The organism is Synechococcus sp. A18-25c (genome assembly GCF_014280035.1).
Classification (GTDB): Bacteria; Cyanobacteriota; Cyanobacteriia; order PCC-6307; family Cyanobiaceae; genus Synechococcus_C.
On sequence record NZ_CP047957.1, the window covers coordinates 996,232 to 1,022,747 of the forward strand.

A 26,516-nucleotide genomic window follows, 5' to 3' on the forward strand; every position below is an offset into this window, starting at 1 on the left:
GTCTCGCTGCCTTGTGGTCAGGGACGGTTGCGACGCAGTTGGCGCCAGTAGAGGCCAGCTTGCGTCACGATCAGAACAATCACCGCGGGAAGCACAAGACAGAGCATGACCAGCCGGAACTCGTCTTGCCAGGTGGGCAGGGTGCGTGGCAGCACCTGATCCACCACATAAAAGATGTAGAGGCCGAGCAGGATGCCTCCTTCCAGACGTGTGATCAGCCCCTTGGTCCAGAAAATGGGCAGGCAGGCCAAAGCGGTGATCACCATCACGGGGATGTCGCGTTCGATCAGCAAGGCGCCCACCTCAAGGCCTCCTGCTCCGCTGGCAGCCACCGCACTCGCTCCGAGCACGAGCATCTGGTTCAGAAGATTGCTCCCAACAACGTTGCCGATGGCCAGGTCGGTTTTGCCTTTGATGGCAGCCACCAGCGACGTGATCAGTTCCGGCATTGAGGTGCCGGCAGACACGATGGTCAAGCCGATCACCGATTTGCTGACACCCAGAATTGTGGCGGCTGCTGAGGCGCCATTGACCAACACCTTGGAACCAACCCCAAGAAGCAGGATCCCCAGCAGCAAAGACAACACCGCTTTCACGAGCCCTCGTTTGCCTTGATCAGGGTTCACATCGGGCTCAGCCTCCTCGACACCCTCCGGTTCTTCGCGGGCGGTGCGGATTTCCCAGATTGAGTTGATCACCAACGCCAGTAGCAGTGCTGCACCTGACTGCCAGGTGACACGCCCAGCGGAGGCCATGCCCCAAACCGCTGCGGAGACGGCGATCATCACCGGCACGTCCCTGCGGACAAGACGGCTTTCGACCCGAAGCGGCATCACGAGGGCACTGCTGCCGAGCACCACCATCACGTTGAAGATGTTGCTTCCGACCACATTGCTGACGGCCAGGGCGTCCATGCCTCGAAGCACAGAACTCACGCTCACAAACAGTTCTGGAGCGCTGGTGCCGAAGGACACGACGGTGAGTCCAATCACCAGCTGCGGAATGCCGAAAATCAGGGAGAGAGTGACCGCTCCTTGAACAAACACCTCCCCGCCGGCGAATAGCAGGCCGATCCCGACCAAAATTTCCAGAAACGATTGCAGGAAGTCGGGCATCTGGAACGACGGCAGGCTCACATTGTGCGACGCCATCATCCCGTTGACCTGCGACGGCTTGTATCGATCTGGTCTGATCCCGTGGGCGGCGACTAGCATTACGCCACATTTGTAACGGACGGTATGTTCCTGAATCACATCAGCACCCGCAACATCAAAGGCGATGTCTTCGGTGGAGTGACTGCTGCGGTGGTTGCGTTACCAATGGCTCTGGCCTTTGGTGTGGCGTCAGGGGCTGGGGCGGCTGCCGGCCTCTGGGGTGCCGTGATCATCGGCTTGGTGGCTTCCCTGTTCGGGGGTACCCCAACACTGATTTCCGAGCCAACCGGTCCGATGACCGTGGTCTTCACCGCCGTCATCCTCAACTTCACCACCCAGATTCCTGACCAGGCAACGGCCCTGGCCATGGCGTTCACCACGGTGATCCTGGCGGGCGTCTTCCAGATCCTGTTCGGCTTTTTCCGACTAGGTCGTTACATCACGATGATGCCCTACACCGTGATTTCGGGCTTCATGTCCGGCATTGGTGTGATCCTGGTCATCCTTCAACTGGCTCCGTTTCTCGGCCAGAGCAGCCCGTCGGGAGGTGTCGTGGGAACGCTCACGGCACTACCTCAGCTGTTGGCCAATGTTCAGCCCATGGAGCTCACTCTCGCTGTGGTGACGCTGCTGATCCTTTGGTTCACACCTGAGCAGGTCAAGCGTTGGGTTCCTCCTCAGTTGCTGGCATTGCTGATCGGAACGCTGATCTCCTTGACCTTGCTCGGGGATGTGGAGTTGCGAAGGATCCCCGAGTTCTCGGCGGACTTCCCCAGGTTTCAGATGCCCAATTTCACCGGAGGGCAGCTGCGGGTGATGGTCGTTAACGGTGCGGTCTTGGGCATGCTCGGCTGCATCGATGCTTTGCTCACCTCCGTCGTGGCGGACAGCCTCACTCGCACGGAGCACGATTCCAATAAGGAACTGATCGGTCAGGGTTTGGGCAACGTGGTCTCCGGACTATTCGGAGGCTTGCCCGGCGCCGGAGCCACCATGGGCACGGTGGTGAACATCCAAGCTGGCGGACGTTCGGCTCTCTCTGGAATCGTCCGTGCGTTGATTCTGATGTTGGTGATCCTGCTGTTCGCGGGAGCGGCATCGGCAATCCCATTGGCCGTGCTGGCCGGCATTGCCCTGAAGGTTGGATTCGACATCATCGATTGGAGCTTCCTGCAACGCGCCCATCACCTCTCGATCAAGGCGGCCTGCATCACCTACGGCGTGATCGCTCTCACTGTTCTGGTGGATCTGATCTGGGCGGTTTTTATTGGTGTGTTCGTGGCCAATGTGCTCACCATCGAGCGAATGACGGCTCTGCAAGCCAAGGGTGTGAAGACCATCAGCACCACCGATGATGATGTTGAACTGCCTTCTGACCAGCAGGAGCTCCTGGATCAGGCCTCTGGGCGACTGCTGCTGTTCCAACTCGCAGGGCCAATGATCTTCGGCGTGGCGAAAACGATCAGCCGGGAGCACAACGCCATCGAAGATTGCGAGGCGGTGTTGTTTGATCTCACCGAGGTTTCCCATCTGGGTGTGACCGCTTCCCTTGCGCTGGAAAATGCCATCAAAGAAGCGGTCGAAGTGGGACGTTCTGTCTATGTGGTGGTGATGAATGGGGCCACGCGCAATCGCCTCGAGAAGCTCAAGCTGCTGGATCTTCTCCCCGAGGAGCACGTCAGCGACGATCGTGGACAGATTCTTCGCTTGGCCGTTGGAGAGCTGCCCTTACTTCAGGAGGTCTGACCTTGGCTCAGGTGCCGTCATCACTTGTGCTCCGCCGTCCTGATGACTGGCATGTGCACCTGAGGGACGGAGCGATGCTTCAGGCCGTGCTGCCAGCCACGGCCAGAACCTTTGCCCGGGCCATCGTGATGCCCAATTTGCGACCTCCGATCACCACGGTCGACGCTGCGCTCGCTTACCGCAGCCGGATTCTTTCAGCGCTTCCGCAGGGACAGCCGTTTGAGCCGCTGATGACCGCTTATCTCACCGACGATCTTGATCCCAATGAGTTGGAGCGTGGGTTTCGCGAGGGAGTGTTCACCGCCGCGAAGCTCTATCCCGCGAACGCCACCACCAATTCGGCGGCCGGTGTGAGTGATCTCGCTCGGATCGCCGCGGTGCTGGAGCTTATGGAATCCATCGACATGCCTCTGCTCATTCATGGCGAGGTCACCGATCCAGAGGTGGATATTTTTGATCGGGAAGCGGCTTTCATCGACCAGCACTTGATCCCTCTGCGTCGCCGCCACCCGGGATTGCGAATTGTGCTGGAACACATAACCACCGAGCAGGCTGCTGTTTACATCCGGGATGAGCACCTCGCTGGTGATCGTCGTCTGGCCGCCACGATCACCCCCCATCACCTCCATCTCAATCGCAATGCGATGTTCATGGGAGGACTGCGCAGCGACTTTTACTGTCTCCCGGTCGTGAAGCGTGAATGTCATCGCCAAGCGTTGATTGCGGCCGCAACAAGTGGTCTTCCCTGCTTCTTTCTTGGCACAGACTCTGCTCCCCACCCTCGTTCTGGTAAGGAGTCGGCGTGCGGTTGTGCCGGGATTTTCAATGCGCTCCACGCCATCGAGAGCTACGCCTGCGTGTTCGAGCAAGCCGGTGCTCTGGACCGTCTCGAGGGCTTTGCTAGTGAACATGGTCCTCGGTTCTACGGATTGCCTCTCAACGACGACACCATCACGCTCGTGCGCAAAGAGCAGTCAGTCCCCTCGCGCCTCGACCCTGTGGAAACGGTCGTATCGGCGGAAGACTCCCTTGAGGAGAATGAGTGGCCTGCTCTGTTCCACGCCGGTGAAACATTGCCTTGGTGTGTTGCTTGATAGTCAGGCTTCTTCGAAATGAATAGGGTGCAAAGATCCGCCCAAGTCACTTTTGACCGACCCTTTCAGTCTGGCTCCAGAGCCTGAAAGCTACTGGCATCTCTATACCGATGCCAAGGGCATCAGTCGTCAGCAAATGTGCACGATCAGCGCCTTTGAGCTTGGTCAGCTGGGCCCCGGTGATTCTCCCCAGTTTTCTCGTGATCTCATGAAGGAAGGCAACGCCTTCGTGACCTATCTACCCGTTGGTTGGACTGCTGACTGGCATGAGAACCATGTTCCGAAATGGATCTACGTCCTGAAAGGTGCCTGGTCTGTGGAGAGTATGGATGGCACGAAAGTGGTCATGAAAGCTGGTGAGTATTCCTATGGAGGTGACCAGGGGTGTCGGGCAACATCGGATGGCCGGCAAGGACATCTTTCTGCGCAGGTCGGTGATGAACCTTGCGTTCAGCTGATCATTCAACGGAATGATCAGGCCTGGCGAAATCTGCCTCCTGGATCCTTCAAGTAAGCGGCAAGTCGTCATGGTTTTTCGCAGCGAGTTTGTTGAAACCAAGATCGAAGTTGTTGATCCGCGTTTCAAGTCTCTGGTGCTATTCAATGCGCAGCTGGAACGTCTCTTTGGTGGTTGTCGATGGTTGGAGGGTCCGGTTTGGTTCGGCGATCAGCAGCGTCTTTTGGTTTCTGACATTCCCAATGATCGAATTTTGTCGTGGGATGAGAGCCATGGTCTGAGCGTGTTCCGCCACAACGCTGGATTTCCAAATGGACAAACGCGTGATCTCCAGGGACGGCTGTTGACCTGCAGTCATGGCCATCGGGCCTTGCTGCGCACCGAGCACAACGGTCGTGTTGTTCATTTGGTGGATTCCCACCTGGGTCAGCCTTTGAACACGCCCAATGATGTGGTGGTGAAAAGTGACGGCACGATCTGGTTCAGCGATCCGTTGTATGGACTCGTGAATGATTACGAGGGAGGACGGCGGCATTCGGTGCAACCGGCTGTGGTCTATCGCTTTGACCCTGCGGATGGATCCCTTAAGGCCATGACGGACCCCGATGAGGTGGTCGGCCCAAATGGTCTTGCCTTCTCTCCCGATGAATCACTCCTCTACATCGTGGACACAGCAGCACCTGAGGGTCTGAACGGTTCCCCGGTGGAGTACGACGCCCCTAAGCCAGATCGACTCATCCACGTGTTTGATGTGGAGGATGGCGGTCAGCAGATTTCGGGTCGACGCGATTTTTATCGGGTGAACAACGGCAATGCCGATGGCATCCGTGTGGATAGCGACGGCAACATCTGGAGCAGTGCCGGGAATGGCGTTCACTGCATTGCATCGGATGGGACCTTGCTGGGACGCATCGCCACGCCCCGTCTGGTTGGGAACCTCTGTTTTGGCGGCATCCACAGCAACCGCCTGTTTCTCTGCTGTTGGGATGCGGTGTATTCCATCTATGTGCATGCGCGTGGGATCCAACACCCTGCACTTCCTTAAACGTCGCTACAACAAAGACAGTCGATCTGCATCGATGCCTTTGGACCGTCATCCAATTCGCACCCAAAATGCCAATCAGCCAGTGGCTAGCTACAGCCAGGGCTACCAAATCGGACAGTTTGTGTTCGTCTCAGGCCAAATGCCTGTGGATCCAGCCACCAATCAAACGGTAGAAGGTGGTAGTGCGGAACACACCCGCCAATGCCTGAAGAATGTGTTTGGTGTGCTTGAAGAAGCAGGATGCACTTATCGCGATGTGGGACAGGCAGTGGTTTATATGACCAATATTGATGAAATTGAGGAGATGGATGCTGTCTGGCAAGAGTTTTTCCCCGATCCAGATAATTACTGTTCCCGTGCGGTAATCGGCATCAGCAAATTGGTGGTTGGAGCCCGCATCGAAATCTCCTGCATTGCAATTAAGGACTGACGCTATGACCAGCACAGGGAATCCACAGCTGGAAGCTTTCCTCCACAAAGTGAAAGGTGATCAGGCGTTGCTTGACCAGTTCCATACAGCAGCTTGTCTCGACGACATTGCAGCCATGGGGAAGTCCATGGGCTTTCAGTTCACAGGGGTCGACATCCTGGTGCATCAGGCATCAGCCACGCTGAAACTGCCAGGTGAAGCTCTCGAGGCTTTGGCGGCTGGGGTGGAGCTAGAGGGCCATCTCTGGAAGATGGCCATTCAATGGACCTGAGCCGATGCACATGATTCACCGCCTCGAACTTGCCGATGCCGACCACATCGTCGAGTCCGCTAAGGCCATGGCGCAGCAATTGTCGGCACGGGTGTCGATCGCGGTCGTGGATGCCTCGGGGGTGCTGCTCTCCTTCCGTCGGCTCGACGGTGCGTCCATCGCCAGCGTTGAGACATCAGCCGCTAAAGCCCGCACGGCAGCGCTGACCGGTGGAGACAGTGCTGCTGCGGAACAAGCGATCGCCTCAGGCCGCATGGCCCTGCTGTCGTTACAGGCTGTGCTGCATCAGCCCTGCGCCTTGATGGCTGGCGGACTGGTGTTGCGATATCAAGATGTGGTGGTTGGGGCGATCGGGGTGTCAGGAATGACGCCTGATCAAGATGCCGCGGTCGCCCGAGCGGGGATTGAGGCTTTCGCGCTCAAAGACCAGGACTGCTCATCATGATGCCGCCATCGGCGAAGACGCTGGTGGCCGTCATGTAACTGGCGCCGTCACTGGCGAGGAACGCCACCACCGAAGCGATCTCCTCTGGTTGCGCCATGCGGCCCATGGGAATGGCGGCGTTGAGCTTGGCGAGCAGTTCGGGGTTGTTCATTGTGGAATCGTTGATCGGCGTTGCGACTGCACCAGGACCGACGTTCACGATGGAAACACCCTTGCCTGCCAGTTCCACACCAGCCGTGCGGGTCATCATGCGCACACCGCCTTTGGCTACGCAGTAAGGGGTGTTGTCGGGCATCGGCCAGTCTTCATGCACCGACGAAATGTTGATGATCCGTCCCCCGCTGCCTTGGGCGATCATCTGTTTGGCGGCGTACTGCGTGGCAAAGAACACACCCCGCAGATTGACATTCATCACCTTGTCGAAGTCTTCGGGTGTCGTATCCAGAATTGATGTGCGCGTTTCGATTCCGGCGTTGTTCACCATCACGTCGACCTTGCCGAAGGTCTTCACCGCGACATCCACGAGGCGTTGCAGGTCGTCCAACTTGGCGACGTCCGCTTGAACACCGATGGCCTGACCACCCAGTTCTCCAATCTCATCAATCAGCTCATCTGTCCGCTCGGGATGTGAGCGGTAGTCGATGACCACCTTGGCGCCCAGAGCACCGACGGCTTCGACAATGGCCTTGCCAATACCGGAATTGCCTCCGGTCACGATGATCACCTTGTCGCGCAGACAAAGGGAGGTCATCGCTTTTGGGACCTGGGTGGTCATGGCGGTCAGAAACAAACAAACATTCATTAGCCGGTTTCACTGATCTCGGCAGTGTTTCGTGCGTAAACGGCGCTAAGACAACGTCAGCGGGGATGACGCATTCGTGGTCGATGTTCAGTGCCAATCTCCTTTTGTTCAGGGAGTGGCTTTTTCTCTCCCTATGGCCGGGTGTCTCGATCCTCTCCTTGCGCTTCTCGGCGTTGAGGATCACGGACAGGCTCTGCTGCAAGGGGACGACCTTCAACGCCGCTTTGGCTTGACCCAGGGACAGGCCACCATTCATCACTACCGACTGGGTGATGAGTGCCTTGACTATGTCTCCTTCGAAGGTGTTGATCCCGTCCAACAGCGACACCCAGGGGTTGCGAACAGTCTCTGGTTCCAGCATGTCGCGATTGTGGTGAGTGATTTGCAGCGTGCGGCAGAACAGCTGATGCCTGTCGTGACTCCGATCTCGGAAGCGCCGCAGTGGTTGCCCAACGGAGTGGGGGCATGGAAGTTCCGCAATGCCGCTGGTCATGCCATGGAGCTGCTCTGGTTTCCTCCTGGACTCGGGCACCCGCGTTGGCATGAGGCGGACGCCCTTTTGTTTCAGGGACTCGACCATACGGCTATCGCGATCAGCGATAGCGACCAAAGTTTGATGTTTTACGGCGTGGAGCTTGGCCTCCAACTGCGCTACGCCACCCTTAATCAAGGTGTTGAACAGGAACGCCTTGATGGCGTCACCAACCCCAAAGTGTCCATTCATGGATTGAGTGGTTCTACGCCGTGCGGAATTGAGTTCTTGAGATATCTCAGTCCCACTCCGTTGCAACCCACAGCGGCTGCGCTGCGGCCGCAGGATGCTTTGTATGCGCAGATTCTGATCAAGGACCCTGAGGCTGGACCCGGTCGCCAGTTGAATGACCCAGATGGTCACCGACTGTGGATTTCTTCTTAAGCGAATCCTTCAGTTTTTCCGACTCGAACTCACTAACGTTCGAAAAATGGTCGACGCCAAGTGGATCTTGTTTCTCTGATTGTCCCTGCGGCGCCGGAAGGCCTTGCCGGTGCTGGTCTGTTGGTGCTGCGGCTGTTCACCGGTCTGGTGTTCATCCGCCACGGTTGGCCCAAGCTCAGCAACCTGAACACCTGGGCCACGGCCATGAAGACTCCGGCATGGCTTTGTTTTCTCTCAGCCTTCTCCATGTGGGCCGGTGGGATTGCTCTGATTGCGGGGCTCCTGACGCCCTTAGCAGCAGTCGCTATTGCTGTTTCGATGCTGTACGCCGTGGTTTTGGAAATTACCAGTGGCTTCCCGTTTATTGCACCTGACCCATTTCAAATCCCAGAAGGTGATTACGCCGGACCGATGGGTGTTGGTGAACCTCCGAGCTGGGAGAAAGCCGCAATGTATGTCGTGATGTGCTTTGTGCTGATCACCGCGGGCGGAGGACCCTTCAGCATCGATTTGATGCTGGTGGTTCCACGCCTTCAGGTCTTATTGGGGTGATCAGCTCAGTCGCTCTTTGAGGTGTTCCGCCACTCGGATGGCGTTAGCAATGGCGGTGAGCGACGGATTCACCGCTGAGCTGCTGGGGAAGAAACTGGTGTCGACCACATAGAGATTCTCCACATCGTGGGTGCGGCAGTTGAGGTCCAACACCGAGGTGCTCGGATCCGTGCCGAAGCGACATGTGCCTGACTGATGGCCGACTGCTGCAATGTCCATCGAGGAGGCGAAATACACCTGACGCTCGGCCAGGTGATTTTTGAGGTATAGCTTGTCTAGCAGCCCCTCAAGTCGGTTGACCAGCTCGTTGGATGACCTGGTGTTGGTCGGTGTGTAGTCGAGTTTGATCTGTCCTTGGGAATTGATGGTGACTCGATTGTTTGCCAGTGGAAGATCCTCAGTTTGCAACCAGAAATCCAGCGAGTGTTCAGCGATCTTGTCCATGCTCCAGGTGGGGGCCAGAGCGGTGAGTCGCGGTTTGTAGCCTTTCATCATCGCTCCATTGGTTTTACCCGTCATCTGCACATTTCCCATCGGAAAATCGAAGTCGTTGTCTCCGAAATACCAGTCATGCAGAGCAACTGTTTTTTGGAACACCGTCGTGTTGGGCTCATGGGCCAGTGCCACCAAGGCCTTGCAGTTGTGGTACATGTAATTTCTGCCCACTTGATCGGAGCTGTTGGCAAGTCCTCGGGGATGGGCGTCGTTCGCTGACATCAGCAGCAGACGTGCTGAATTGGCAGCTCCAGCAGAGACCACCACAATGTCTCCTTTGAAGCGACGTTCCTGCCCCTGGTAGTTCACCACCACGTCCGTGACTTCTCGCCCACTCTCATTGGTGTTCAGTCGAAGCACCTCAGCATCTGTGAGCAAGAAGACATTGTCGTGATCCAGTGCCGGGCGAACACCCATCACCTCGGCATCACCCTTGGCCTGCACTAGACAGGGAAATCCATCGCAGCGATTGCAGCGCACACATGCACTGAAGGCGGGATTGGCTTCGTTGAGGGCGACTCCCGTTGGTGCGTGAAAGGGATGAAGGCCTGCTGATCGCAGGTCATCAACCAATTTCTGCATGCGCGGTTCATGCTTGATCGGCGCATAGGGGTAGTCAGAGGATGCCGGTGGTTCGGTGGGGTCTTCGCCGCGAAGGCCATGCACGTGGTACCACTCTTCGGCTTTGCGGTAGTACGGCTCGAACACGTCGTATTTCAGAGGCCATTCCGGTGATTCACCGTCGACATGCATCACCGATTCGAAATCCCTCTCGCGCAGCCTGAAGTGAGCAGCTCCATACATCTTTGAGGCACCGCCCACGAAGTAATGACTGCCTGGTTGAAACGTCTTTCCGTGTTTGTCTTGCCACGGGTCCTCTGAGACGTAGCGATCGTTCTGAAACACCTCAACTGGGTCCCAGTTCTGAGGTTCCCTGGGCAACCAACCACCACGTTCCAGGATCAAGATTGAGTGACCGGAATCCGCTAGAGCTCTGGCGAGAGAGCCTCCACCCGCGCCACTGCCAATGATCACCACGTTGTAGTGATCACTTTGCGGTTCGATCGATGTTTGGCGACGAGCGGCATGGGTGGCGTGATCCATAACGACGTGCCCAGGGATTCTGCTGAACGTTAGAGAGATCACTTCATGACGTCAGCGCCAACGTTGGAGTTGCGTGATCATTTTGACCACCACTCCGGTCCATCCCGTCTGGTGACTTGCTCCAACCCCAGCACCGCTGCAGCCATGAAAATATTCATTAAATAGAAAGAGATCACGCCACTCTGGATCCTTTTGAAACAACTCCACCTCACCGTTAAAAGCTCTGCGTCCGTCGCCATCCCGACGGAAGATGCCGACTAAACGCTCTTCCAGTTCAAGCGAGATCTCCCACAGATTGAGGTGCCGCCCCGATCCAGTTGGGAATTCCATTTTGAAATCGTCACCAAAGTGATGGCCGAATTTCTGCAGGGCTTCGATGAGCAGGTAGTTGATTGGCATCCAAACGGGGCCGCGCCAGTTGGAATTGCCTCCAAACATGGCGACAGGGCTATCAGCAGGGCTGTAGCTGATCGTGGCGTAGTCGTCGCCCTGTTGGTAGCTGTAAGGGGTTTTTTCGTAGACCTTGGACAGGCTGCGGATGCCGTACGGAGAGAGGAATTCATCTTCGTCGAACACCCTGGTGAGAATGCGTCGGAGCCGTTGCGGCGGAACGATCGAAAACAGAACCCGGCCATGGTGCCAGGATCCCAGATGGGCAATCGAATCAAATTCGGCTCCGCGTTCGCGACCCAGATCTCTCAGGTATTTGCTGACGTCCAGGGAGGGAATCGAGTCCACCGTCTGCTGGTCAAACGTCGCGATCGCAAGCAACGGAATGAGGCCGCTGAGTGAACGGGTGCGCAGGTAGTCGGTGCTGCCGTCGGGTCGCTTGAGCACGTCGTAATAGAAGCCGTCCTGCTCATCCCAGTTCACATATCCCCTGCCACTGGGGCTGTTTAAGGCGTAGGTAAGCCGGCTGAAGTCCGCCACGAAGCGGTCACACAAACTCTTGTATTCCGCCCGGTCTTCTGAGAGCAGAACACAAGCCTCAAGCATGTTGAGGCTGAGCATTCCCATCCAGGCAGTGCCATCGGATTGTTCAATTCGGCTGCCGTCTTTGAGCGGGTAGCGCCGATCGAAAATGGCGATGTTGTCGAGTCCGAGGAAGCCTCCCTCGAACAAGCTGTCGCCGTTGCGATCGGTCCGGTTGGCCCACCATCCGTACTCCAGCAAGAGCTCCCGCAGGCTGGCGCGCAGAAAGGGGTAGTCGTTGACGCCGTCACGGCGTTTCGCTATTTGGAAGATGCGCAGTGCCGCCCAAGCGCCGATCGGTGGGTTGGCGTCTGAGAGTGCCCACTCATAGGCAGGGGATTGACCGTTATTGGCGGTATATGAGGCTTGGCGAAGCATGCGTGACTGCCGTTTCGCCTCACCCGGATCGATTTCGGCGAAGGCCACCGCATGGAACATCAGGTCCCACTGGCAGAAGTAGGGGTACTCCCAACAGTCGGGCATCGAGATGATGTCTCGGGCCCGCAGATTTCGCCAATAGGCGTTTTCGGTGTGCCAGCGTTCTTCCGGCGGTCTCGGAGCATTGCTGTCTCCGCGCAGCCATCGGGCCACGTACCAGTCGTAGTACTTGCGGCACCAGAACAAACCCGCAGCGGCCGAGGCATGGATCGCGCGATCTTCCTCGTTAAGTCCAGGGGCCACCCACTGGAGATAGGCCTGCCACTCCTTCCGGCGTTGCTCAATCAAGCCATTGAAGGCGGTGGTTTCGGTCGGTTCAGGGGCCTTGTTTCCCTGGTGGTCGTGCCTGCTTAAGCGCAGATCCACGCTCCAGATTTCCCCAGGATCGAGTGTGCGTTGGAGGTGGAGCGCTGCTTTGCTTCCTGTCTGTGCCGGATTGATTGCGTGGTGCTCGTCCTCAATCAGGTAGCGGTGAAAGGCATCTTTCACGTAGGGCTGTTGAAGCGCTTGTCCATACAGACGGTCCGTGTTGGTTTCGTTTTCCGTGAACAACCAATGGCCCTGTTCACTGCAGCTCAGGTTGTAAGAGGCCAACCCTTCGGTGGCATCGCTGACGAGGCGATTGCCCTGAAGCCGAAGGTGGGGTCGGCCATGGTCACGATCTCCCCAGCTCCAGGTGTTGCGGAACCACAGCGACGGTAGGAGGTGCAGGGGTGCTTGATCCGGACCCTGGTTGGTGATGGTGAGCCGGATCAGTACATCCTCGGGTGAAGCTTTGGCGTACTCAACTTCGACATCGAAAAAGTGATTGCTGGAGAAGATGCCTGTGTCGACCAACTCATATTCCTTCTCCTCGCGACTGCGGCGGCGGTTTTCATCGCGCAGCTGTTGATAAGGAAAACTCTGCTGTGGGTAGCGATAGAGCGCTTTGGAGTAGCTGCCGGTTGGTGTTCCGGCTAGGTGATACATCGTGTCCTTGATGTCTTCCCCGTGGTTGCCTTCGGGATTGCCCAGTCCGAACAGGCGTTCCTTCAGAATCGGGTCCTGGCCATTCCAGAGCACTGGCGCGAAACAGAGCAGGCAGTGTTCATCGGTGAGTCCGAGAAGACCGTCCTCTCCCCAGCGGTAACTGCGCAGGTGGCTGTGGTCGAAGGGGAAGGCATTCCAGGCATTGCCATCGGCGGAATAGTCCTCACGGACCGTGCCCCATTGCCGGTCACTCAAATAGGTTCCCCATCGATCCCATGGCTGATGCCCTTCATCCCGTTCACGGCAACGCAGACCTTCAGCCGGTGTCTCTCCGATCGTTGCGTTGGAAATCGCAGAAGTCGACATCGACAGGACACCCTGATGCTCAGAAACTACTGAGGGTGTCGAAGATTGCCCACCAAGGTTCTGCTCCCAACGCAGGCGGTGGTGGGGGCGGGGGGACTTGAACCCCCACAGGACTTCCATCCCAAGCGATTTTAAGTCGCGTGCGTCTACCGATTCCGCCACGCCCCCCGGTGCACACCGGCCCCGTACCGGCATCCTAGATTCCTCCACGAACAGCCTTCTGTAGTGACCATGGAGACTCTTCTGAACGCGGTTTCCCTGGACACCCTTCTTGTGATTGCTGCCTACGCAGCTCTCGGCGCTGCTTATCTGGTGGTGGTGCCTTTGTTTCTTCTCCTCTGGATGAACAAACGCTGGACCGTCATGGGCAAAGTTGAGCGCCTGGGCATCTATGGATTGGTGTTTCTGTTTTTCCCGGGGATGATTCTCTTCGCCCCCTTCCTGAATTTCCGCCTTAGCGGTCAGGGTGAGGTCTGATCGTTGACGCGTGCTGGAGTTCTGAAACTTGGACTGGGCCTGCTCGCTGCCGGAGGACTTGGTTACTGGCTGTTTGAAGCTTTGGGTCTGGAGGGATTTTCGGCTGGGATTGCAGCCGAAGCTCTGCTGGTTGTTGTGGTCGTTGTCTGGACTAGTTCCTATCTGTTCCGTGTGGTGACCGGTCGCATGACTTACATGCAGCAGCGACGGCGTTATCGCAGTGAGTACGACCAACTCACGGCGCAACAGCTGCAGGAGCGCTTTGATGCCTTGAGCCCAGAGGAACAGGAGGCTCTGATGGCTTCGATTTCTGCGGATCCAACTGAATCGGCGGCGGAGTGAACTCAGCCGCCACCTAGGCTCGCCTGCATCGTCCAACCTGAGTCTGTGACCGTTCAGCCCTCACGCATTGCCGAGGTCTTCGTGAAGACTGCCCGTGAGCAGCGACTGGCGCTGATGCCATTCGTGATGGCCGGTGACCCTGATCTGCAGAGCACGGCTGATGTGCTGCTCAGTCTTCAGGCCCATGGTGCTGATGTTGTTGAACTGGGTATCCCCTATAGCGACCCATTGGCCGATGGACCGGTGATCCAGGCCGCGGCGCACCGTGCACTCGAGCAGAAGACAACACCTGTGAGGGTGCTTGAGATGCTGCAGGGATTGCGCGACAGGCTCACGATGCCTGTGGTGCTGTTCACATACAGCAATCCCTTGCTCAATCGCGGCCCGGAACGGTTTTTCTCTGAAGCGGCAGCCGCCGGTGTTGCCGGTTTGGTGGTGCCGGATCTTCCTCTCGAGGAAGCGGAACGTCTGTCTCCCTTGGCATCAGAACAAGGCCTGGATCTGGTGCTTCTGGTTGCCCCCACAACGCCGGAGCAGCGGATGCAGCGCATCGCTACCTCCAGTCGCGGTTTCACTTATTTGGTGAGCGTCACGGGTGTCACAGGTGAACGGGCATCCATGCAAGATCGTGTGGGACAGCTGGTTGGATCCCTGAAGGGCTGTGATAGTGGACCGGTGGCCGTTGGTTTTGGGATTTCCGGACCCGACCAGGTGCGACAAGTGCGCGAGTGGGGCGCTGATGGCGCCATTGTCGGCAGTGCGCTGGTGAAACGCATTGCCGCTGCACAACCAGGTTGCGCAGCGGCAGAGGCGGGTGAATTTTGCCAAGAGCTTCGCGCTGCTGCCGGCTGAGGATCATTCGTCGTCTTCGTCCGCGCCGCCAACAGGAACCAAGCGAATTTGCTTGCGCCCCAATTTGATCTCAAACTCATCACCGGGTTGGAGATCCAACATGGCGGTGTAGGCCTTACCAATCAAGAGATTGCCGTTGCCTTGAACTGTCGCGACGTAGGAGAGTTTGCGACCACCTTTGCCGATAACGCTGGTACCGGTTGGACCGAGATTGACTCCCTTGGCTTCAAGCAGAGCTTCGTAGAACGCTGTGAAGTTGAGACGCTCACCACCATTCTTCTTGTCAGAGACATAGCCACAGGCACGGACGAGATCGGACTTGCTGACATCACCAAGTTCCTTGACCTTGTTCAGCAGATCGCTGCCTGTGAGCATGATTTTTTAAAAACATCAACTTTATGAACATAGCTGTTGGTATGCACCATGTGCCATTCTTTTAGGCGCTTAAGTGCCACTTGACGACGAAACTATGGCTCGCTTTGTGCTCTGGGGAACCTATTGCGAAAATGCTCTTCAAAAAAGAGAGCCCTTTCGAGATGAGCATCTCAATCGTCTGAACCAGCTCAAAGAAAGCGGAACTCTGATCACACTGGGACCCACGGAAGGAAGCACCCATGTGTTTGGAGTGTTTGAGTCAGACTCCCTCTCCAGCGTCCGTGCGTTGTTAGAGGCCGATGTGTATTGGCGAGAAGGAATCTGGACCCAATTAGACGTTTATCCCTGGATCCAGGCATTTTGAGCTTGTTCCCAGATCCAATCGGCGACGATGACTTCATTGCCTTCACCGAGAGCCTCGGCATAACCGCTCATTTGACCGATGCCTGTGCGGGCGATCGCAGCGATTGCCTCCGCATTGTTGATGCCTTGTTTCTCCAGGGCCTTCAGTTTCAACGTCTTTCCCCGACGGATAATGTTTCCGCCATTGGGGTGGCACCCCGCACAGTGGAGATCGAAGAGGTCTGCACCTGATGGGGGAAGCGCAAGGGTCTCAGTAGGCCAAAGCAGTGCCAACGCCAGCATCACCGACATGATCAACGAGAGCATGCATCCACCTCTGTTGTTGTGTTCAGTGTGCCTGGCGGCAGCTCGGTGAGAGCTGTTTCGGAAGTCGGCACTGGCTTGGATCGCGGCACTGGCTTGGCAGGATTGGCTCCACTCCGAGGAAAGGCTTGATGGCGGAGGACGATCTAAACCGCTTTCTGCACAAAGTTGAACAACTCAATGCTTTGGTGAGCAGCCTTGAGACGGACGACGAGCGGCGTCGGTTGCTGGCGGCCTGCTCTGATCACAATGCGGTGGTGACACTCGCTGCGGAGTGGGGCTACAGCATTGGTCGCCGCTGGGGAGAACAACCCTCCGGTCCCACGGATTCCAACAACCTGTTGAGATCAACAGCGGCGCTGGCGGGTGAGGAGGTTGAGCAGCTGCTGTGTTCAGGCCAAGGCTGGCGTTTGGTGCGGATTCACTCCAATGGAGCCAGCAGCCCTGAAGGTTTTTGGTATGAGCAGGAGGAGCATGAATGGCTCACGATTCTCAAAGGCAGTGCCCGTTTGCGCCTGATGGATCCTGATGCTTGGGTGGATCTCAGTGTCGGGGATCAGCTGACGTTGCCATCCGGTCGTCGTCATCGTGTTGAGAGGACCGATCCGGATCCTGGAACGATCTGGCTGGTTCTCTACTGGAAGGATGGTTCAGACGTCCCTCCGGTTGCATCGCTCGTTTGACGAGCCAGTACGCGCCTGCCAGTGCAATGGCGGACAGGCCAATGCCGACCAGCAATTGCGGCTTGTCATCAGAGGATGCAGGCAGAACAATCACCTTTCGGGCCACAGCAGTGAGGGCTGTGACCAGCACCAACTCGATCTGCACGACATGGCGACGCAGATAGCTGGTGATGTTCTGCAGAACTTCCAGCGCAATCAGCACGGTGAGTAAATCACCGAGGATCCTGATCAAGCCATCACCCAGCCAATAGGCATCCTGTTCCGTTGTGATCAGGGCTAGAGCGACGCGGATGGTGAGTTGCACGATGGCCGCGGCGATCACCACGGCTGTGATCACGGTGAGAAGGATGGCAACCTGCTTTTCGCCGGCATCCACCCACTGCAGAAAGCTGCGACGTTTAGGGCGCTGGTGAGCCACGTCGATCAGTTGTTAAAGGGGTCGTAGTAAGGCTTGGCCGGAGTATCACCGGGAGGATTCACGATCTTGGTGTCGCAGGTGACGGAACCATCAGCAGCTTCCACGCAGTTGGTGGGCACGACGGTGCTTTCAGCGCCGGTTTTGCTGTTGGGACCCAGTAGCCACACTTCAGAGGAAGCCAGGGCTCCCTGGGAAAAGACTGCGCAGCCTGTTGCAAGCAGGCTGATGCCAAGCAGTCGTTGCATCAACGGAGCCATGTCAAAACAATGGTTTTCACCATGTTGCCTGGGATTGTCATCAGCTGGCGCAGTCGTCTCGAATTTCCTGCAAGAGAAGGTCCAGCTGGCCGAAGGGGTCTGGGTCGAGGTTGGCCACCTTGCGTGTTGTTGAAGCGGCAGTCCCCTCGCCGTCACTGCTGGCCCATTCCGCTTCAATGGCGCAGAGACGTGCGGCCACGCGTGGCATGCCACCGAGTCTGTGATCCCGTTCCAGCACTTCCATCAGGGCTGGCATGCGTGTGGAGGTGGCCCGCAGGCTGCGCCTAAGGTCCGACTGGGTTCGTCCCTGATGTTTGAGCCAATCTTTCAGCAGGGAAGCCAGATCGTCCTCAAGCTTGGGAGACCAGACAGTCATGGATGAGCGATCGGGAACCATCGATCCAGTTTGCGTTGCGCTCGTTGACGGATTTCGGGAGTGATGTGATTTCGGCACAGACCCAAAACGGCCGTGATCGCCACGAGATCATCGCTGAAGCCAGCCACAGGCAGAAAATCGGGCACCAGATCTGTTGGAAGCAGCAGGTATGTGAGCGCAGCAAGGAGGGTCAGGCGTGCCTGAGCCGGAGTGTTGGGATCCAGCAACATCTCCATGGCTTCTAAGGCCGGTCGTGCAATCGATCGACCGGCCTGCTGCAGCAGTCGTTTGAACGCCGGCTCATCGATGACCTCGCTGTCAATCACTTCAGCGTCAATGGCCTCCGCCGTGAAGTCAGGCGTGCCAGAACTCGAGCCAAAGGCCATGGTGACGACTGCAGGGAACGGACATCGCCATTCTCCCGCCTTTGCTGGATTGCATGGGTAGGCAATCCGACAGGAGCGTGGTCGGGTTGCCGATCAGACGTTCATCTCCACAAGACCGTGCTGAACGCCTGTTTTGCGCAGTTTGCGCAGGGCGCGTTGGACGACCTGACGGCAGTATTCACGACTGCAGTTCATGTGACGTGCCACCTCGGCAAGGGTGCGCCATTCATGGCTGCCATCGAGACCAAAACGCAGCATCACCACAGTGCGTTCTTTGGGGGTGAGGTTGGATTTGTCCAACAACTTCCAGGCTGAAGCGGTGCGCTCCGCAATTTCCGCACGCTCCATCGGTGGAATTTCGTCGCTAGGAAGCACATCCACTAATTCAGAAGGATCGGATTTTGACTTCACAACACCCTGAAGGCTGACGGTCACGCTGCGCAGCTCGCAACCCAGAAGATCTTCCACTTCATGGAGAGGAAGGTCCATGGCTTCGGATAATTGCTGGGCTGTGGGTGACAGGCCGTTGGACTGCATCAGCCGGGCCTTGGCCGCCCTTAATTTTGTGAGCTTTTCATTCACATTCACGGGAATACGAATGGTGCGGCTTTGTGTCGATAGCGCTCGGTTCAACCCCTGGCGAATCCACCAATAGGCATAGGTAGAAAAACGGTGTCCACGAGTTGGGTCATATTTTTCGACGGCACGCGTCAATCCCAGCGTGCCTTCTTGAATCAGGTCAAGAAGGTCAAGCCCCTTGCCTTGATACCGCTTTGCCAAGTTGACCACGAGCCGGAGATTGGCAGTGATCATGTGGTTCTTGGCTTTTTCTCCACGCTTAATTGTTCGTTTCTCTTCATCGTTGTAGCAACATGCCGGACCGCTCCCTCCGGCAAGATGGCAGCGTTCTGTTAGAGCAACCATGGCCTGCACTTTGCGGCCCATGGTGAGCTCCTGTTCAGGTGTCAGAAGTTGATGTCTGCCAATCTCGCCGAGAAATGCACTCAGGGAGCTCACCATCACATGTTGCCTTGGGTTCTTTGAACCTAGGGCGAATGTCTTTTCATTTTGCGCGTGTAATAAAGACTGCGGAATTCACATTTTAGACGTAATTTTGAATTTGTTCCGAATTTCGATTTTGTTCGGAGTGTGATCGAAATTGCTTCAGGTTTCTTCAAGGCACGCGCGTCTGCTCGTTGGCGTGTTGACGCCGGTCAATCCATGCAGTCGCTACTGTCACCACTGGTTATCGCACTGATTCCATGCCACTGGCCACTGTGCTGACTCCAGAAATCGCCAAGAGTGCTGGCGTGGCCTACGTGCATTACCTGAGCTTCATGCTCTGCTTTGCAGCACTGGTGGTTGAGCGCCGACTAATCCGTCCTGACCCTGATCGACGGACAGCCACCACCATGGTGATCACCGACATCATCTATGGCATCGCCGCATTGGCCCTGCTGGTGAGTGGGATCTTCCGGGTGCTCTACTTCGGTCAGGGGAGTGAGTTCTACACCCAGAACCCCTTGTTTTGGTGGAAGGTTGGCCTCTACCTGAGCGTTGGTGGTCTCTCGCTTTATCCCACCGTCACTTACATCCTCTGGGCAATTCCTTTGCGCAAAGGTGAACTTCCCAATGTCAGTGAAGCCCTGGCCACCCGTCTGGGCTGGATCATCAATGTGGAGCTGGTGGGTTTTGCTCTGGTGCCCCTGTTGGCAACACTGATGGCGCGAGGTGTCGGACTTCCTGCGGTTTAGATCGTTCAGTGATTCCTGCTGAAGTCTGCCCTCCAGCCCAAGACGTCAGGATTCTGGAGGGTGAAACGCTGAATGCCTTGTCAGCTGCTCAGGCACCTGGATATGGAACCAGTTTGGCCACATCTCGGTTCGGCATTCCTTCCCTGCCCCGGTGGTGCGTCTGGGTCGAACCCTCCAGTGGCCTTGAACCCGATCGCTGGGAGCAGCGCTGGATCAACAGTGTCGATCAAGCGTTGAGCGCATGGTCAACGCTGCTGCCGATCACGCGGGTCGAGGATCCGCGTCAAGCGCATGTGCGCGTGGAGCGCCGGCGACCACCGTTGCGTGACGTCGCTGGCCAGTGGAGAGCTAGTAACGGTCGTGCTTTGCTTCAAATCCTGGAGGTGCGTCGCCAGGATGTGTGGAGATTGGAGCCACGCGTCACGGTTTTGGTGTCTCCCGAACTGCGTGCGCAGTCGCTTCAAGCCACGGCTTTGCACGAGCTTGGCCATGCATTTGGTCTTTGGGGGCATAGCGATACTCCCGCCGATGCTTTGGCGCCGGTGCAAGGTGCTGCGCCGGTGCTGAGGCCGTCGGATGGCGATCGACGAACGTTGGATTGGCTGCGTCAGCAGCCGACACGCTTTGGTGCTGAGGTTGAGCCAGAAGCGTCTCGCGATGACGTTGAATCGCCACGCTGATCCAAGCTGGTGCGCTGACCCTTTCTCGGACAGCAGTTTCAAAACCAGGACTGCTATCTCGTCTAGTTAACAAAGCAATGGGTGCGCAAAATTTTTTAATCCAAATCTTGCTGTTTAGAGAAGCTTATTGGTTCAGTTTTGTGAGGGATTAGGCGTTTACGAAATTGCGGCATCGTCTTCGTCTTGATTCTGGCTATGCGTGTGATCGTTTGGCCACATTGAATTTCGGCAGTGAGTCAAATTTGCTATTGATTTGATGTAAAAGTTTGATCTCCATGGGTGTTACTAATTGGATTTATGAATACAGGCTGCCACTTGATGTGGTCGATGGCTACGAAACACAATCTGCTACACCCGACAGCTCGAAGTCCATCTCAGACCCACTGACAGGCCTCGCTGCTCCGTCTGAAGTCGACCGCGAGATGGAGGTGAGGTCCGAATTAGAAGCGGACTCTGTTTGCAGTTCTTGGGACCCTTCCCAAGTCGTGCGATCTGGGATTTTTGGGGATGAACCCTATCGCCCATTGTTGCCTGATCCATTTAGACGCCGGGTTGTCGACTGGTCGGCAGCACAGGATCAAAACTTCCGCGGTTGGGATTTTGATTCACTCATGCTTGCACGCGGTGATTTTTCAAGAAGTGATTTTACGAATGCTGAAATGCGGAGTCAAAATGTTTGGTCGGCTATTTTTCAAGACTCGATCCTCTATTCGGCGAGTATCCAATACAGCGGTTTTAGGTTTGTGGATTTTTCTGGCTCCGATATGCGAAGACTGAATGGGATCAAGGCAGATTTGAGGGATTCAAAGTTTAATCAATCCGATTTGAGAGGGGCGAACCTGACGTATGCAAATCTGAGAGATGTAACTCTTAAAGAAGCCAAGATATTCTCAACAATGTTTTTCAATACATTTCTCGAAGGGGCGTCAATGGTCAATGTTGAAGGAGAGGGGTCTTGTTTTTGTGATGCGCGCCTTGAAGAGTCGACGTTGATTGAATCTGCATTCAATCAGGCAAGTTTTAAAGGGGCAGATCTTGGCAATGCACGTGCTACTGGTGTTGATTTTCGTGATGTGGATTTTACTGATTCTGATTTAAGCGGCACAATCTTTGATGGTGTGGACCTGAGGGGCGCTGAAATTAGAAATGCCACATTGTCAGATGCTGTCTGGACCAATACGGTCTGTCCTGATGGCAGTACGAATACAATGAGTCTTCCATGCTTGGGTGATCAGCAAATTCCTATTCAATTATGATTCATTCGTGTTGACAAAGTTGTTCGAAACACTTGGGGTAAAGGATAAGCCTCAGTGTTTTGCATGGTCAATTTATGTTTTTATTCGTCGATTCGTTCTGGATTCGAGCCGGTAGTTCCATCCTCGCTAGCGTTGCTGTAGTGATTGAAGGTAGACCGTGAAGATCGCAAACAGGTTGCAATACAGCACCGTTCTGCGAGCACTGACATTTGCAGCTTTTGCGGGGATTGTGACCAGCTGCGCCGGGTCTGGTTCCGCTCCATCTGCCGACGGAGATGCGGCTGAGGTGATTCGTATTCAGCTCGATGGCGCTGATCCTGCAGCCAGCACCGGTGAAGGGGTGACAGGAGTTGAGTCGAAGCGCTTCCAGGTGGGCTTCGGTCGCAACGGCATCGCCTGTGCAGGAACGCGCTTTGAGGAAGGCTGGACTCCGTTGGGAACGTTCAGGGTGAATGCGATTCTCAGCGCTGATCGCTTTGCCATGGACCCTGATCTCGTCAAGTTATCTGGAAAGAGTGAGGCCTACCTGCGCGAGAACCTCTTCCGCAATATGAGTGCGATTGATTTCAAGGGTGACGGTGAAACCGGTGAGTACGGAATCGGTTACGTCAGCCTTGCTCCCGTTCCAGCCACGCCTCAGCCTTTTCGCTTCAACACGTACGACGGTCAATTCCGCTGGTACAGCTTTGCGATCCACGGAACCAACGATGACTCGCGCGTGGGTCAAGCCATCACCGGTGGTTGCATCAATGTGAATCAGTCTGTAATGGCTGCTTTGCTTAAAACGGTGCAGTTGGGTGACGAAGTGGTGATCCATTCCGACACGCCATGCACCCCTTGATGCCCAGGCACTGTGATGATTGATTGGAGAAATTATTTGTTGTTGTTAGTAATTGAAGGCAAAAGAATCGGCTATGAGCGAGTCTCCCTCTGGGCTGTTTAAGGCTTGGCGAAAGCTGTTGAAGTTTGTGTCGTATTGATTTAGGATATTGCCGTTGTAAGCAATTGGGTCGGACGACGGATTGCTAAATATGAATAGATTTAGGGTGCCATTTATTTTGCCTGGGATGCCGAATGTTTCGTTGTCGCGCGTTGTGACCTTGATCGTGCGTTGCTCAAGTCTCACGTTGCTGTCGCTTGGTTCGAAGCTCCAGTTGGGATCAGCTGGAATCCCAGTCAGAGAGTCAGCATTGAAAACAACCGCATTCGGTTGCGTGAATGTGAAAGGGAGACTGGGGATTGGGTAGCCGTCGTTGGTGGGGAGTGGGTTGCCGTCTTGATCGAATCCAAACAGCATGGTGATGTCGTAGGGAAGTTTTAGAATTCCATCATCGTTGAGAGTGATATTGACCCAGTCTGACAGTCGGTTTGTAGTGTTGATGAATGCGGAGATTTGAAAATTATTCTCCAGGCCTGAATCGCTTTGCAAGGCTGAAAGGCCATAGCTAATGGCTGTGTTGTCAATGAACAAGCCATCCAAGGTGCGAGCTAATCCTCGTTCTTTGGCAGTGCTGTGTCCAGCTCTTTCGCTTATCGTTTGCGGTGCTTTCGGATAATTGGTTAGGCCTTGTGGTGTGAGGCTAACCATGGGTGCGAGTTTGTCAGCGTTGCGTGTGGTCAGTGCGTTTAATCCGATTGCAAAAGCTGCAGAAGAGTAGACAGAAGGGCTTATGAGAGGAAGTTGACTCGCATCGCCCTTGCTAGGGATTCGTGTACTTGAACGCTGAAAACCGCGAACAGAGTTGTAATCAATTCTGACATCATTTGTTCCTGCTCCTGTTACTCGAAATAGTGAATTCGTTCCTGCACTATTGTTGAGTTCAATCGATAATGGAATAACCTGCGCGTCGTTGGGGATGTTGTTGGCGAGAGCTGCTGATTCAATATTGTTGAGTGGGGGGAACAGGCCGCTTCTGGCGGCGATCATGGGTTGTGGTGGCAAAGCCCTGTCGAAAATATTTCTAGCTCGAATGGCGCTCAGACCAGTAGCGAAGATGAGGTGCTTGTTTTGTGCCCAACGCGTCAGACTTCCTGGTGTGAATTGACCAACTGGTATGTCACCCGCTGGTGCATAAACAAGCTTTTTGACTAATCTCTCCCAATTGAAATCGATCCCATTTTTGTCTGAAAGTAAAGGTAACATGAACGGTTCAACGCTTCTTTGCCCGAACTGAGGAAGCCTTTCGAAAGCCTCTCGGACTTGCCCAAGAAATCCTGAGTTTGTGATGGCATCGGTGCCCGACTTTGATTGAAGTGCTGTATTGATCGCGGTCGAGCTTGCCAGAGTGGTCAGAGCCCAGGTGCCACCGGAATTGGCTGCGATTGCATCGGTGTTGCCGAACAGGTTGTTGAGGTCTCTGGTTTGGCCTCGTTGCTCAAGCGCGTCGAGGGCTCCAGCTGTCATCCCGTAGAGCGCGCTGAGGCTGTGCCAGCCACCACCACTAAAAGCAACGAGTTTTTGGCTCATATCCTTTCTCCAAGCTGTAGTTTCTTAGCCCATCTGACCTTTGCTGCAGAGTATGGGTGTTGATTCTTAGACGGCTAGGTAAAGCTTGAGTTGCTTCCATCTGCCTCAATGTTGTTGATGGGCCAAAGTCTCGGTGGATTTCTGTCTACGACGAGTGGTTGTGGTGGCAGGGCTCCCTCGTTGCTCTGGACGGCACTTCATCCAGTGCCGATGATGCGCTTTTCCTTCGCGTCTCATCCAACATCTCCGTCGATACGAAGTTGCCTGAAGGGATGTCTTGTCCGGGTGTGAAGATGAGATCGTCGACAAGTCGCTTCGTCAAGTCGCTGACATTCGTCGTTATCACCCAATAGTTGACATCAGGTCGATCAGGTCGCTGACCGTTTCGGTGGAATCTCCAAAGCGTGAAAGCTGTTTGAACGCTTGCTTCACCTGGCCGAGATGGCTGGAGCCCGTGATGGCGTTCATGCCCGATTGGGTTTCTTGAGCGCCCAGGCTCCGTCTGATTTGGCGGAAATGGCATCCACCCACGCAAAAAGCCGGTTAGGAGTCCTGCTTTCCCCTTCGTCCTCGAGAACGTCAAGGGCTCCCGCAATCATTCCGTAGAGCGCACTGAGGCTGTGCCATCCACCACCACTGAAGGCGTGAGTCGTCGGCTCATGCCGCTCTCGGCTTCGATGCAGCCCATGGGTGAACAGCTCAATCCTGGATGTTTCGCGGCTTCAGTGACGCCGTGGTGCCCCCCGACGGGCCGCCAGCACCGCCTGCACTTTTCTCCAGCTCACACCGTGATAGGCAAGTGCGACCTGCATGTGGAAAAGGATGTCGGCGGCTTCGCCGGCAATTTCGTCAGCATCGTTGTCTTTGCAGGCCATCACGAACTCGGCGCTCTCTTCGCCGATCTTCTTGAGAATGCGGTTGTCGCCACCCTCGAGCAGCTTGTTGGTGTAGCTCCCTTCCTCAGGCGCGTCGCGTCGAGCTTCAATCACCCGCATCAGCTCCGTGCAGGCATCCGCTGGGGGAGGAAGCGCATGTTCGCCGCCCTCGCTGCGCTGGTCCTCCTCTTCGAAGAAACAGCTGCGTGCACCGGTATGACAGGCCACATCACCGGTCTGTTCAATGGTGAGCAGGAGAACGTCGGCGTCGCAGTCGTAGCGGATTCCGCGCAGTTTTTGGGTGTGGCCGCTGGTACCCCCCTTATGCCAAAGCTCCTGTCGTGACCGACTCCAGTAGTGGACTTCTTCGCTGCGGAGGGTGTGTTCCAGCGCCTCGCGATTCATCCACGCCACCATCAGAACGGCACCATCAAGCCAGTCCTGAGCGATTGCGGGGATCAAGCCGGCTTCGTTGAAGCGGAGCTGATCGATAAAGGCAGGGGTGAGAGACTGCATCAAGCCGTCGCGCACGCAAACGAGGTTGCAGTGATCCTCGCGCAGCGCGGTTCAAAGGCCCTTGTTCCTTGCAGTGGACTGACTTGCTCCAACGGTCAATCTGACGACAAACTGATTCATATTCCTTACGCATGATGTATTAAAACCGCGAAGTCATGTCCGCGGGATCTTCCGATTACAACGATTGCAATGAGCCGACGAGGAATGCACCCCTCCCTGATGGTGTGCAACAGCCCTAAACGCCAACATTCAAGACCCGAGAAGGCGCCCAGTGAAATCACTGGATTGGAGTCACCTCAGCGTCGTCGCTTCCTGCGGGAACTGCGTAAAGACGAGGCTGACGCAGCGGCCAAGTGAGGCCGCCTGAGTTCGACGGCATCCGATGTCGTATTGGTGAATGGCTTTGGGTGTGATTTTTTAGTGCAGCGAAGGTGCCTGTCTCGTGTGATGGGCAAGCCCCACTGCCATCGATACGTTGACAGCAGCGCTTCCAACGTTGCAATGCCAGCCCATCTCAAGCGACTTCTGGTTGGCGCTGGTCTGGTTCTGGTGGGGAGCACTTTGATCAGTGCCTCGTCAGCCTCGAATCGAAGGGCGGTCACGCCTTTTGACTTTTTCACCACCCGAGAGGCCTCCAGCCCGCAGATTTCACCTGACGGTCAAACACTGGTTTTTGTTCTGGAAGAACCAGGTCCTCGAAAAGAAGGTCAACCCTGGAGTGGTGATCACGATCTTTGGAAAATGCCTGCCGACGGCAGTGCGGCTCCCCAACGCTGGCTTGCAAGTCCCCAGAAGGATTGGTCACCTCGCTGGTCCCCCGATGGCGGGACACTGGCCTTCCTCTCCAAGCGCAACAACGCTGATGGGGATCCGTCTTCGA

The 26,516-nt window shown here is 56.0% G+C and carries 32 protein-coding genes, 1 tRNA gene and 1 pseudogene; 19 read left to right on the plus strand and 15 right to left on the minus strand.

What is annotated here, in order from left to right:
- Positions 1–17: 17 nt before the first annotated feature.
- On the minus strand, positions 18–1,115 hold the full coding sequence (locus SynA1825c_RS05430) for a calcium/sodium antiporter (protein WP_186471045.1): 1,098 nt from the start codon (positions 1,113–1,115) through the stop codon (positions 18–20).
- Between the two features lie 123 nt (positions 1,116–1,238).
- Here SynA1825c_RS05430 and SynA1825c_RS05435 point away from each other — a divergent pair, with 123 nt between their 5' ends.
- From SynA1825c_RS05435 to SynA1825c_RS05465, 7 genes are read left to right on the plus strand one after another with little or no spacing between them, the layout of a single operon-like run.
- Positions 1,239–2,900 (plus strand): SulP family inorganic anion transporter, encoded by a 1,662-nt coding sequence (locus SynA1825c_RS05435; protein ID WP_186470626.1) that lies wholly within the window; start codon positions 1,239–1,241, stop codon positions 2,898–2,900.
- 2 nt (positions 2,901–2,902) lie between these two features.
- Positions 2,903–3,994, plus strand: a complete 1,092-nt coding sequence (gene pyrC / locus SynA1825c_RS05440) for a dihydroorotase (RefSeq protein ID WP_186470627.1) — start codon at positions 2,903–2,905, stop codon at positions 3,992–3,994.
- Between the two features lie 52 nt (positions 3,995–4,046).
- Positions 4,047–4,508: a cupin domain-containing protein gene (locus SynA1825c_RS05445; RefSeq protein ID WP_186470628.1), complete on the plus strand. Its 462-nt coding sequence runs from the start codon at positions 4,047–4,049 to the stop codon at positions 4,506–4,508.
- A gap of 13 nt (positions 4,509–4,521) precedes the next feature.
- Complete coding sequence (locus SynA1825c_RS05450) at positions 4,522–5,496, plus strand: SMP-30/gluconolactonase/LRE family protein (protein WP_186470629.1); 975 nt, start codon at positions 4,522–4,524, stop codon at positions 5,494–5,496.
- The gene (locus SynA1825c_RS05455) at positions 5,462–5,926 is read left to right on the plus strand and encodes a RidA family protein (RefSeq protein ID WP_186470630.1); all 465 of its coding nucleotides are present in this window, start codon (positions 5,462–5,464) and stop codon (positions 5,924–5,926) included. Before SynA1825c_RS05450 ends, SynA1825c_RS05455 begins: the two co-directional genes overlap by 35 nt.
- A 4-nt stretch (positions 5,927–5,930) precedes the next feature.
- On the plus strand, positions 5,931–6,197 hold the full coding sequence (locus SynA1825c_RS05460; RefSeq protein WP_186470631.1) for a Nif11-like leader peptide family natural product precursor: 267 nt from the start codon (positions 5,931–5,933) through the stop codon (positions 6,195–6,197).
- A 10-nt stretch (positions 6,198–6,207) separates the two neighbouring features.
- A complete protein-coding gene (locus tag SynA1825c_RS05465; RefSeq protein ID WP_255477080.1) occupies positions 6,208–6,642 on the plus strand; it encodes a heme-binding protein in 435 nt (144 codons plus the stop codon).
- On the opposite strand, the gene SynA1825c_RS05470 is transcribed toward SynA1825c_RS05465, so the two are convergent.
- Positions 6,617–7,393 (minus strand): SDR family NAD(P)-dependent oxidoreductase, encoded by a 777-nt coding sequence (locus SynA1825c_RS05470; protein ID WP_186471046.1) that lies wholly within the window; start codon positions 7,391–7,393, stop codon positions 6,617–6,619. The two genes, SynA1825c_RS05465 and SynA1825c_RS05470, sit on opposite strands and share 26 nt — an antisense overlap.
- Before the next feature lie 166 nt (positions 7,394–7,559).
- Here SynA1825c_RS05470 and SynA1825c_RS05475 point away from each other — a divergent pair, with 166 nt between their 5' ends.
- Both SynA1825c_RS05475 and SynA1825c_RS05480 read left to right on the plus strand, forming a co-directional pair.
- On the plus strand, positions 7,560–8,360 hold the full coding sequence (locus SynA1825c_RS05475) for a VOC family protein (RefSeq protein WP_255478458.1): 801 nt from the start codon (positions 7,560–7,562) through the stop codon (positions 8,358–8,360).
- Positions 8,361–8,420: 60 nt separating this feature from the next.
- Positions 8,421–8,912 carry a DoxX family protein gene (locus SynA1825c_RS05480; RefSeq protein ID WP_186470633.1) on the plus strand — a complete coding sequence of 164 codons (492 nt, stop codon included), beginning with the start codon at positions 8,421–8,423 and terminating at the stop codon, positions 8,910–8,912.
- Here the strand turns inward: SynA1825c_RS05480 and SynA1825c_RS05485 are convergent, their stop codons facing one another.
- From SynA1825c_RS05485 to SynA1825c_RS05495, 3 genes are all read right to left on the minus strand, one after another.
- Complete coding sequence (locus SynA1825c_RS05485; protein ID WP_186470634.1) at positions 8,913–10,511, minus strand: GMC oxidoreductase; 1,599 nt, start codon at positions 10,509–10,511, stop codon at positions 8,913–8,915.
- A 51-nt stretch (positions 10,512–10,562) separates the two neighbouring features.
- Positions 10,563–13,256 carry a glucosidase gene (locus SynA1825c_RS05490; RefSeq protein WP_186470635.1) on the minus strand — a complete coding sequence of 898 codons (2,694 nt, stop codon included), beginning with the start codon at positions 13,254–13,256 and terminating at the stop codon, positions 10,563–10,565.
- Between the two features lie 79 nt (positions 13,257–13,335).
- A tRNA-Leu gene (locus SynA1825c_RS05495) sits at positions 13,336–13,424 on the minus strand.
- Between the two features lie 63 nt (positions 13,425–13,487).
- Here SynA1825c_RS05495 and ndhL point away from each other — a divergent pair.
- The 3 genes from ndhL to trpA are packed head-to-tail and all read left to right on the plus strand — an operon-like array spanning position 13,488 to position 14,927.
- Positions 13,488–13,733, plus strand: coding sequence for an NAD(P)H-quinone oxidoreductase subunit L (ndhL, locus tag SynA1825c_RS05500; RefSeq protein WP_186470636.1), 246 nt, complete (start codon positions 13,488–13,490; stop codon positions 13,731–13,733).
- A 3-nt stretch (positions 13,734–13,736) separates the two neighbouring features.
- Entirely contained in the window at positions 13,737–14,075 is a 339-nt protein-coding gene (locus SynA1825c_RS05505; RefSeq protein ID WP_186470637.1) for a DUF3007 family protein, read from the plus strand.
- 45 nt (positions 14,076–14,120) lie between these two features.
- On the plus strand, positions 14,121–14,927 hold the full coding sequence (gene trpA, locus SynA1825c_RS05510) for a tryptophan synthase subunit alpha (protein WP_186470638.1): 807 nt from the start codon (positions 14,121–14,123) through the stop codon (positions 14,925–14,927).
- Between the two features lie 3 nt (positions 14,928–14,930).
- On the opposite strand, the gene SynA1825c_RS05515 is transcribed toward trpA, so the two are convergent.
- Positions 14,931–15,302, minus strand: a complete 372-nt coding sequence (locus SynA1825c_RS05515; protein ID WP_186470639.1) for an AbrB family transcriptional regulator — start codon at positions 15,300–15,302, stop codon at positions 14,931–14,933.
- Positions 15,303–15,396: 94 nt separating this feature from the next.
- On the opposite strand from SynA1825c_RS05515, the gene SynA1825c_RS05520 reads away from it, so the two are divergent.
- Positions 15,397–15,666: a YciI family protein gene (locus SynA1825c_RS05520; RefSeq protein ID WP_186470640.1), complete on the plus strand. Its 270-nt coding sequence runs from the start codon at positions 15,397–15,399 to the stop codon at positions 15,664–15,666.
- On the opposite strand, the gene SynA1825c_RS05525 is transcribed toward SynA1825c_RS05520, so the two are convergent.
- Positions 15,642–15,971, minus strand: a complete 330-nt coding sequence (locus SynA1825c_RS05525) for a c-type cytochrome (RefSeq protein ID WP_186470641.1) — start codon at positions 15,969–15,971, stop codon at positions 15,642–15,644. The two genes, SynA1825c_RS05520 and SynA1825c_RS05525, sit on opposite strands and share 25 nt — an antisense overlap.
- A 128-nt stretch (positions 15,972–16,099) precedes the next feature.
- Between SynA1825c_RS05525 and SynA1825c_RS05530 the strand changes: the two are divergent.
- A pseudogene (locus SynA1825c_RS05530) lies at positions 16,100–16,549 on the plus strand (Nif11 domain/cupin domain-containing protein); the annotation flags it as partial.
- Here SynA1825c_RS05530 and SynA1825c_RS05535 read toward each other — a convergent pair.
- From SynA1825c_RS05535 to SynA1825c_RS05555, 5 genes are all read right to left on the minus strand, one after another.
- A complete protein-coding gene (locus SynA1825c_RS05535) occupies positions 16,512–17,069 on the minus strand; it encodes a phosphate-starvation-inducible PsiE family protein (RefSeq protein WP_255478459.1) in 558 nt (185 codons plus the stop codon). The pseudogene SynA1825c_RS05530 and the gene SynA1825c_RS05535 overlap by 38 nt on opposite strands.
- 5 nt (positions 17,070–17,074) lie before the next feature.
- Positions 17,075–17,326, minus strand: coding sequence for a hypothetical protein (locus SynA1825c_RS05540; RefSeq protein WP_186470643.1), 252 nt, complete (start codon positions 17,324–17,326; stop codon positions 17,075–17,077).
- Between the two features lie 40 nt (positions 17,327–17,366).
- Positions 17,367–17,702 carry a hypothetical protein gene (locus tag SynA1825c_RS05545; RefSeq protein ID WP_186470644.1) on the minus strand — a complete coding sequence of 112 codons (336 nt, stop codon included), beginning with the start codon at positions 17,700–17,702 and terminating at the stop codon, positions 17,367–17,369.
- On the minus strand, positions 17,699–18,088 hold the full coding sequence (locus SynA1825c_RS05550) for a YkvA family protein (protein WP_186470645.1): 390 nt from the start codon (positions 18,086–18,088) through the stop codon (positions 17,699–17,701). Before SynA1825c_RS05550 ends, SynA1825c_RS05545 begins: the two co-directional genes overlap by 4 nt.
- A gap of 93 nt (positions 18,089–18,181) precedes the next feature.
- Entirely contained in the window at positions 18,182–19,108 is a 927-nt protein-coding gene (locus SynA1825c_RS05555) for a sigma-70 family RNA polymerase sigma factor (protein WP_186470646.1), read from the minus strand.
- Positions 19,109–19,350: 242 nt separating this feature from the next.
- On the opposite strand from SynA1825c_RS05555, the gene SynA1825c_RS05560 reads away from it, so the two are divergent.
- From SynA1825c_RS05560 to SynA1825c_RS05575, 4 genes are all read left to right on the plus strand, one after another.
- Complete coding sequence (locus SynA1825c_RS05560) at positions 19,351–19,842, plus strand: DUF2214 family protein (RefSeq protein ID WP_186470647.1); 492 nt, start codon at positions 19,351–19,353, stop codon at positions 19,840–19,842.
- Positions 19,843–19,919: 77 nt separating this feature from the next.
- The gene (locus SynA1825c_RS05565) at positions 19,920–20,522 is read left to right on the plus strand and encodes a peptidase (protein WP_370593783.1); all 603 of its coding nucleotides are present in this window, start codon (positions 19,920–19,922) and stop codon (positions 20,520–20,522) included.
- Between the two features lie 275 nt (positions 20,523–20,797).
- The gene (locus SynA1825c_RS05570; RefSeq protein ID WP_186470648.1) at positions 20,798–21,778 is read left to right on the plus strand and encodes a pentapeptide repeat-containing protein; all 981 of its coding nucleotides are present in this window, start codon (positions 20,798–20,800) and stop codon (positions 21,776–21,778) included.
- Positions 21,779–22,004: 226 nt separating this feature from the next.
- A complete protein-coding gene (locus SynA1825c_RS05575; RefSeq protein ID WP_370523213.1) occupies positions 22,005–22,619 on the plus strand; it encodes a L,D-transpeptidase in 615 nt (204 codons plus the stop codon).
- 45 nt (positions 22,620–22,664) lie between these two features.
- Here SynA1825c_RS05575 and SynA1825c_RS05580 read toward each other — a convergent pair whose 3' ends face one another.
- The 3 genes from SynA1825c_RS05580 to hisIE all read right to left on the minus strand — a co-directional run bounded on the left by SynA1825c_RS05580 (position 22,665) and on the right by hisIE (position 25,636).
- Positions 22,665–24,245 carry a hypothetical protein gene (locus SynA1825c_RS05580; protein ID WP_186470649.1) on the minus strand — a complete coding sequence of 527 codons (1,581 nt, stop codon included), beginning with the start codon at positions 24,243–24,245 and terminating at the stop codon, positions 22,665–22,667.
- Between the two features lie 342 nt (positions 24,246–24,587).
- Positions 24,588–24,713 carry a hypothetical protein gene (locus SynA1825c_RS13610; protein ID WP_255478460.1) on the minus strand — a complete coding sequence of 42 codons (126 nt, stop codon included), beginning with the start codon at positions 24,711–24,713 and terminating at the stop codon, positions 24,588–24,590.
- 254 nt (positions 24,714–24,967) lie between these two features.
- Entirely contained in the window at positions 24,968–25,636 is a 669-nt protein-coding gene (gene hisIE / locus SynA1825c_RS05585) for a bifunctional phosphoribosyl-AMP cyclohydrolase/phosphoribosyl-ATP diphosphatase HisIE (RefSeq protein WP_186470650.1), read from the minus strand.
- 189 nt (positions 25,637–25,825) lie between these two features.
- Here hisIE and SynA1825c_RS05590 point away from each other — a divergent pair, with 189 nt between their 5' ends.
- Positions 25,826–25,993, plus strand: coding sequence for a hypothetical protein (locus SynA1825c_RS05590; RefSeq protein ID WP_186470651.1), 168 nt, complete (start codon positions 25,826–25,828; stop codon positions 25,991–25,993).
- Positions 25,994–26,516: the final 523 nt, after the last annotated feature.

What these genes read in the sequence shown, in the direction of transcription:
- SynA1825c_RS05555 (WP_186470646.1), bottom strand. Translation starts at nt 19,108, where the DNA reads ATGGTGAGCTCCCTGAGTGCATTTCTCGGCGAGATTGGCAGACATCAA.
- SynA1825c_RS05540 (WP_186470643.1), bottom strand. Translation starts at nt 17,326, where the DNA reads ATGGCTCCGTTGATGCAACGACTGCTTGGCATCAGCCTGCTTGCAACA.
- SynA1825c_RS05470 (WP_186471046.1), bottom strand. Translation starts at nt 7,393, where the DNA reads ATGACCTCCCTTTGTCTGCGCGACAAGGTGATCATCGTGACCGGAGGC.
- SynA1825c_RS05545 (WP_186470644.1), bottom strand. Translation starts at nt 17,702, where the DNA reads ATGACTGTCTGGTCTCCCAAGCTTGAGGACGATCTGGCTTCCCTGCTG.
- SynA1825c_RS05485 (WP_186470634.1), bottom strand. Translation starts at nt 10,511, where the DNA reads ATGGATCACGCCACCCATGCCGCTCGTCGCCAAACATCGATCGAACCG.
- SynA1825c_RS05515 (WP_186470639.1), bottom strand. Translation starts at nt 15,302, where the DNA reads ATGCTCACAGGCAGCGATCTGCTGAACAAGGTCAAGGAACTTGGTGAT.
- SynA1825c_RS05560 (WP_186470647.1), top strand. Translation starts at nt 19,351, where the DNA reads ATGCCACTGGCCACTGTGCTGACTCCAGAAATCGCCAAGAGTGCTGGC.
- SynA1825c_RS05550 (WP_186470645.1), bottom strand. Translation starts at nt 18,088, where the DNA reads ATGGCCTTTGGCTCGAGTTCTGGCACGCCTGACTTCACGGCGGAGGCC.
- SynA1825c_RS05570 (WP_186470648.1), top strand. Translation starts at nt 20,798, where the DNA reads ATGGGTGTTACTAATTGGATTTATGAATACAGGCTGCCACTTGATGTG.
- SynA1825c_RS05455 (WP_186470630.1), top strand. Translation starts at nt 5,462, where the DNA reads ATGCGCGTGGGATCCAACACCCTGCACTTCCTTAAACGTCGCTACAAC.
- SynA1825c_RS13610 (WP_255478460.1), bottom strand. Translation starts at nt 24,713, where the DNA reads ATGAACGCCATCACGGGCTCCAGCCATCTCGGCCAGGTGAAGCAAGCG.
- SynA1825c_RS05430 (WP_186471045.1), bottom strand. Translation starts at nt 1,115, where the DNA reads ATGCCCGACTTCCTGCAATCGTTTCTGGAAATTTTGGTCGGGATCGGC.
- SynA1825c_RS05520 (WP_186470640.1), top strand. Translation starts at nt 15,397, where the DNA reads ATGGCTCGCTTTGTGCTCTGGGGAACCTATTGCGAAAATGCTCTTCAA.
- SynA1825c_RS05525 (WP_186470641.1), bottom strand. Translation starts at nt 15,971, where the DNA reads ATGCTCTCGTTGATCATGTCGGTGATGCTGGCGTTGGCACTGCTTTGG.
- SynA1825c_RS05590 (WP_186470651.1), top strand. Translation starts at nt 25,826, where the DNA reads ATGAGCCGACGAGGAATGCACCCCTCCCTGATGGTGTGCAACAGCCCT.
- SynA1825c_RS05490 (WP_186470635.1), bottom strand. Translation starts at nt 13,256, where the DNA reads ATGTCGACTTCTGCGATTTCCAACGCAACGATCGGAGAGACACCGGCT.
- SynA1825c_RS05580 (WP_186470649.1), bottom strand. Translation starts at nt 24,245, where the DNA reads ATGAGCCAAAAACTCGTTGCTTTTAGTGGTGGTGGCTGGCACAGCCTC.
- ndhL (WP_186470636.1), top strand. Translation starts at nt 13,488, where the DNA reads ATGGAGACTCTTCTGAACGCGGTTTCCCTGGACACCCTTCTTGTGATT.
- SynA1825c_RS05435 (WP_186470626.1), top strand. Translation starts at nt 1,239, where the DNA reads ATGTTCCTGAATCACATCAGCACCCGCAACATCAAAGGCGATGTCTTC.
- SynA1825c_RS05460 (WP_186470631.1), top strand. Translation starts at nt 5,931, where the DNA reads ATGACCAGCACAGGGAATCCACAGCTGGAAGCTTTCCTCCACAAAGTG.
- SynA1825c_RS05465 (WP_255477080.1), top strand. Translation starts at nt 6,208, where the DNA reads ATGATTCACCGCCTCGAACTTGCCGATGCCGACCACATCGTCGAGTCC.
- SynA1825c_RS05450 (WP_186470629.1), top strand. Translation starts at nt 4,522, where the DNA reads ATGGTTTTTCGCAGCGAGTTTGTTGAAACCAAGATCGAAGTTGTTGAT.
- hisIE (WP_186470650.1), bottom strand. Translation starts at nt 25,636, where the DNA reads ATGCAGTCTCTCACCCCTGCCTTTATCGATCAGCTCCGCTTCAACGAA.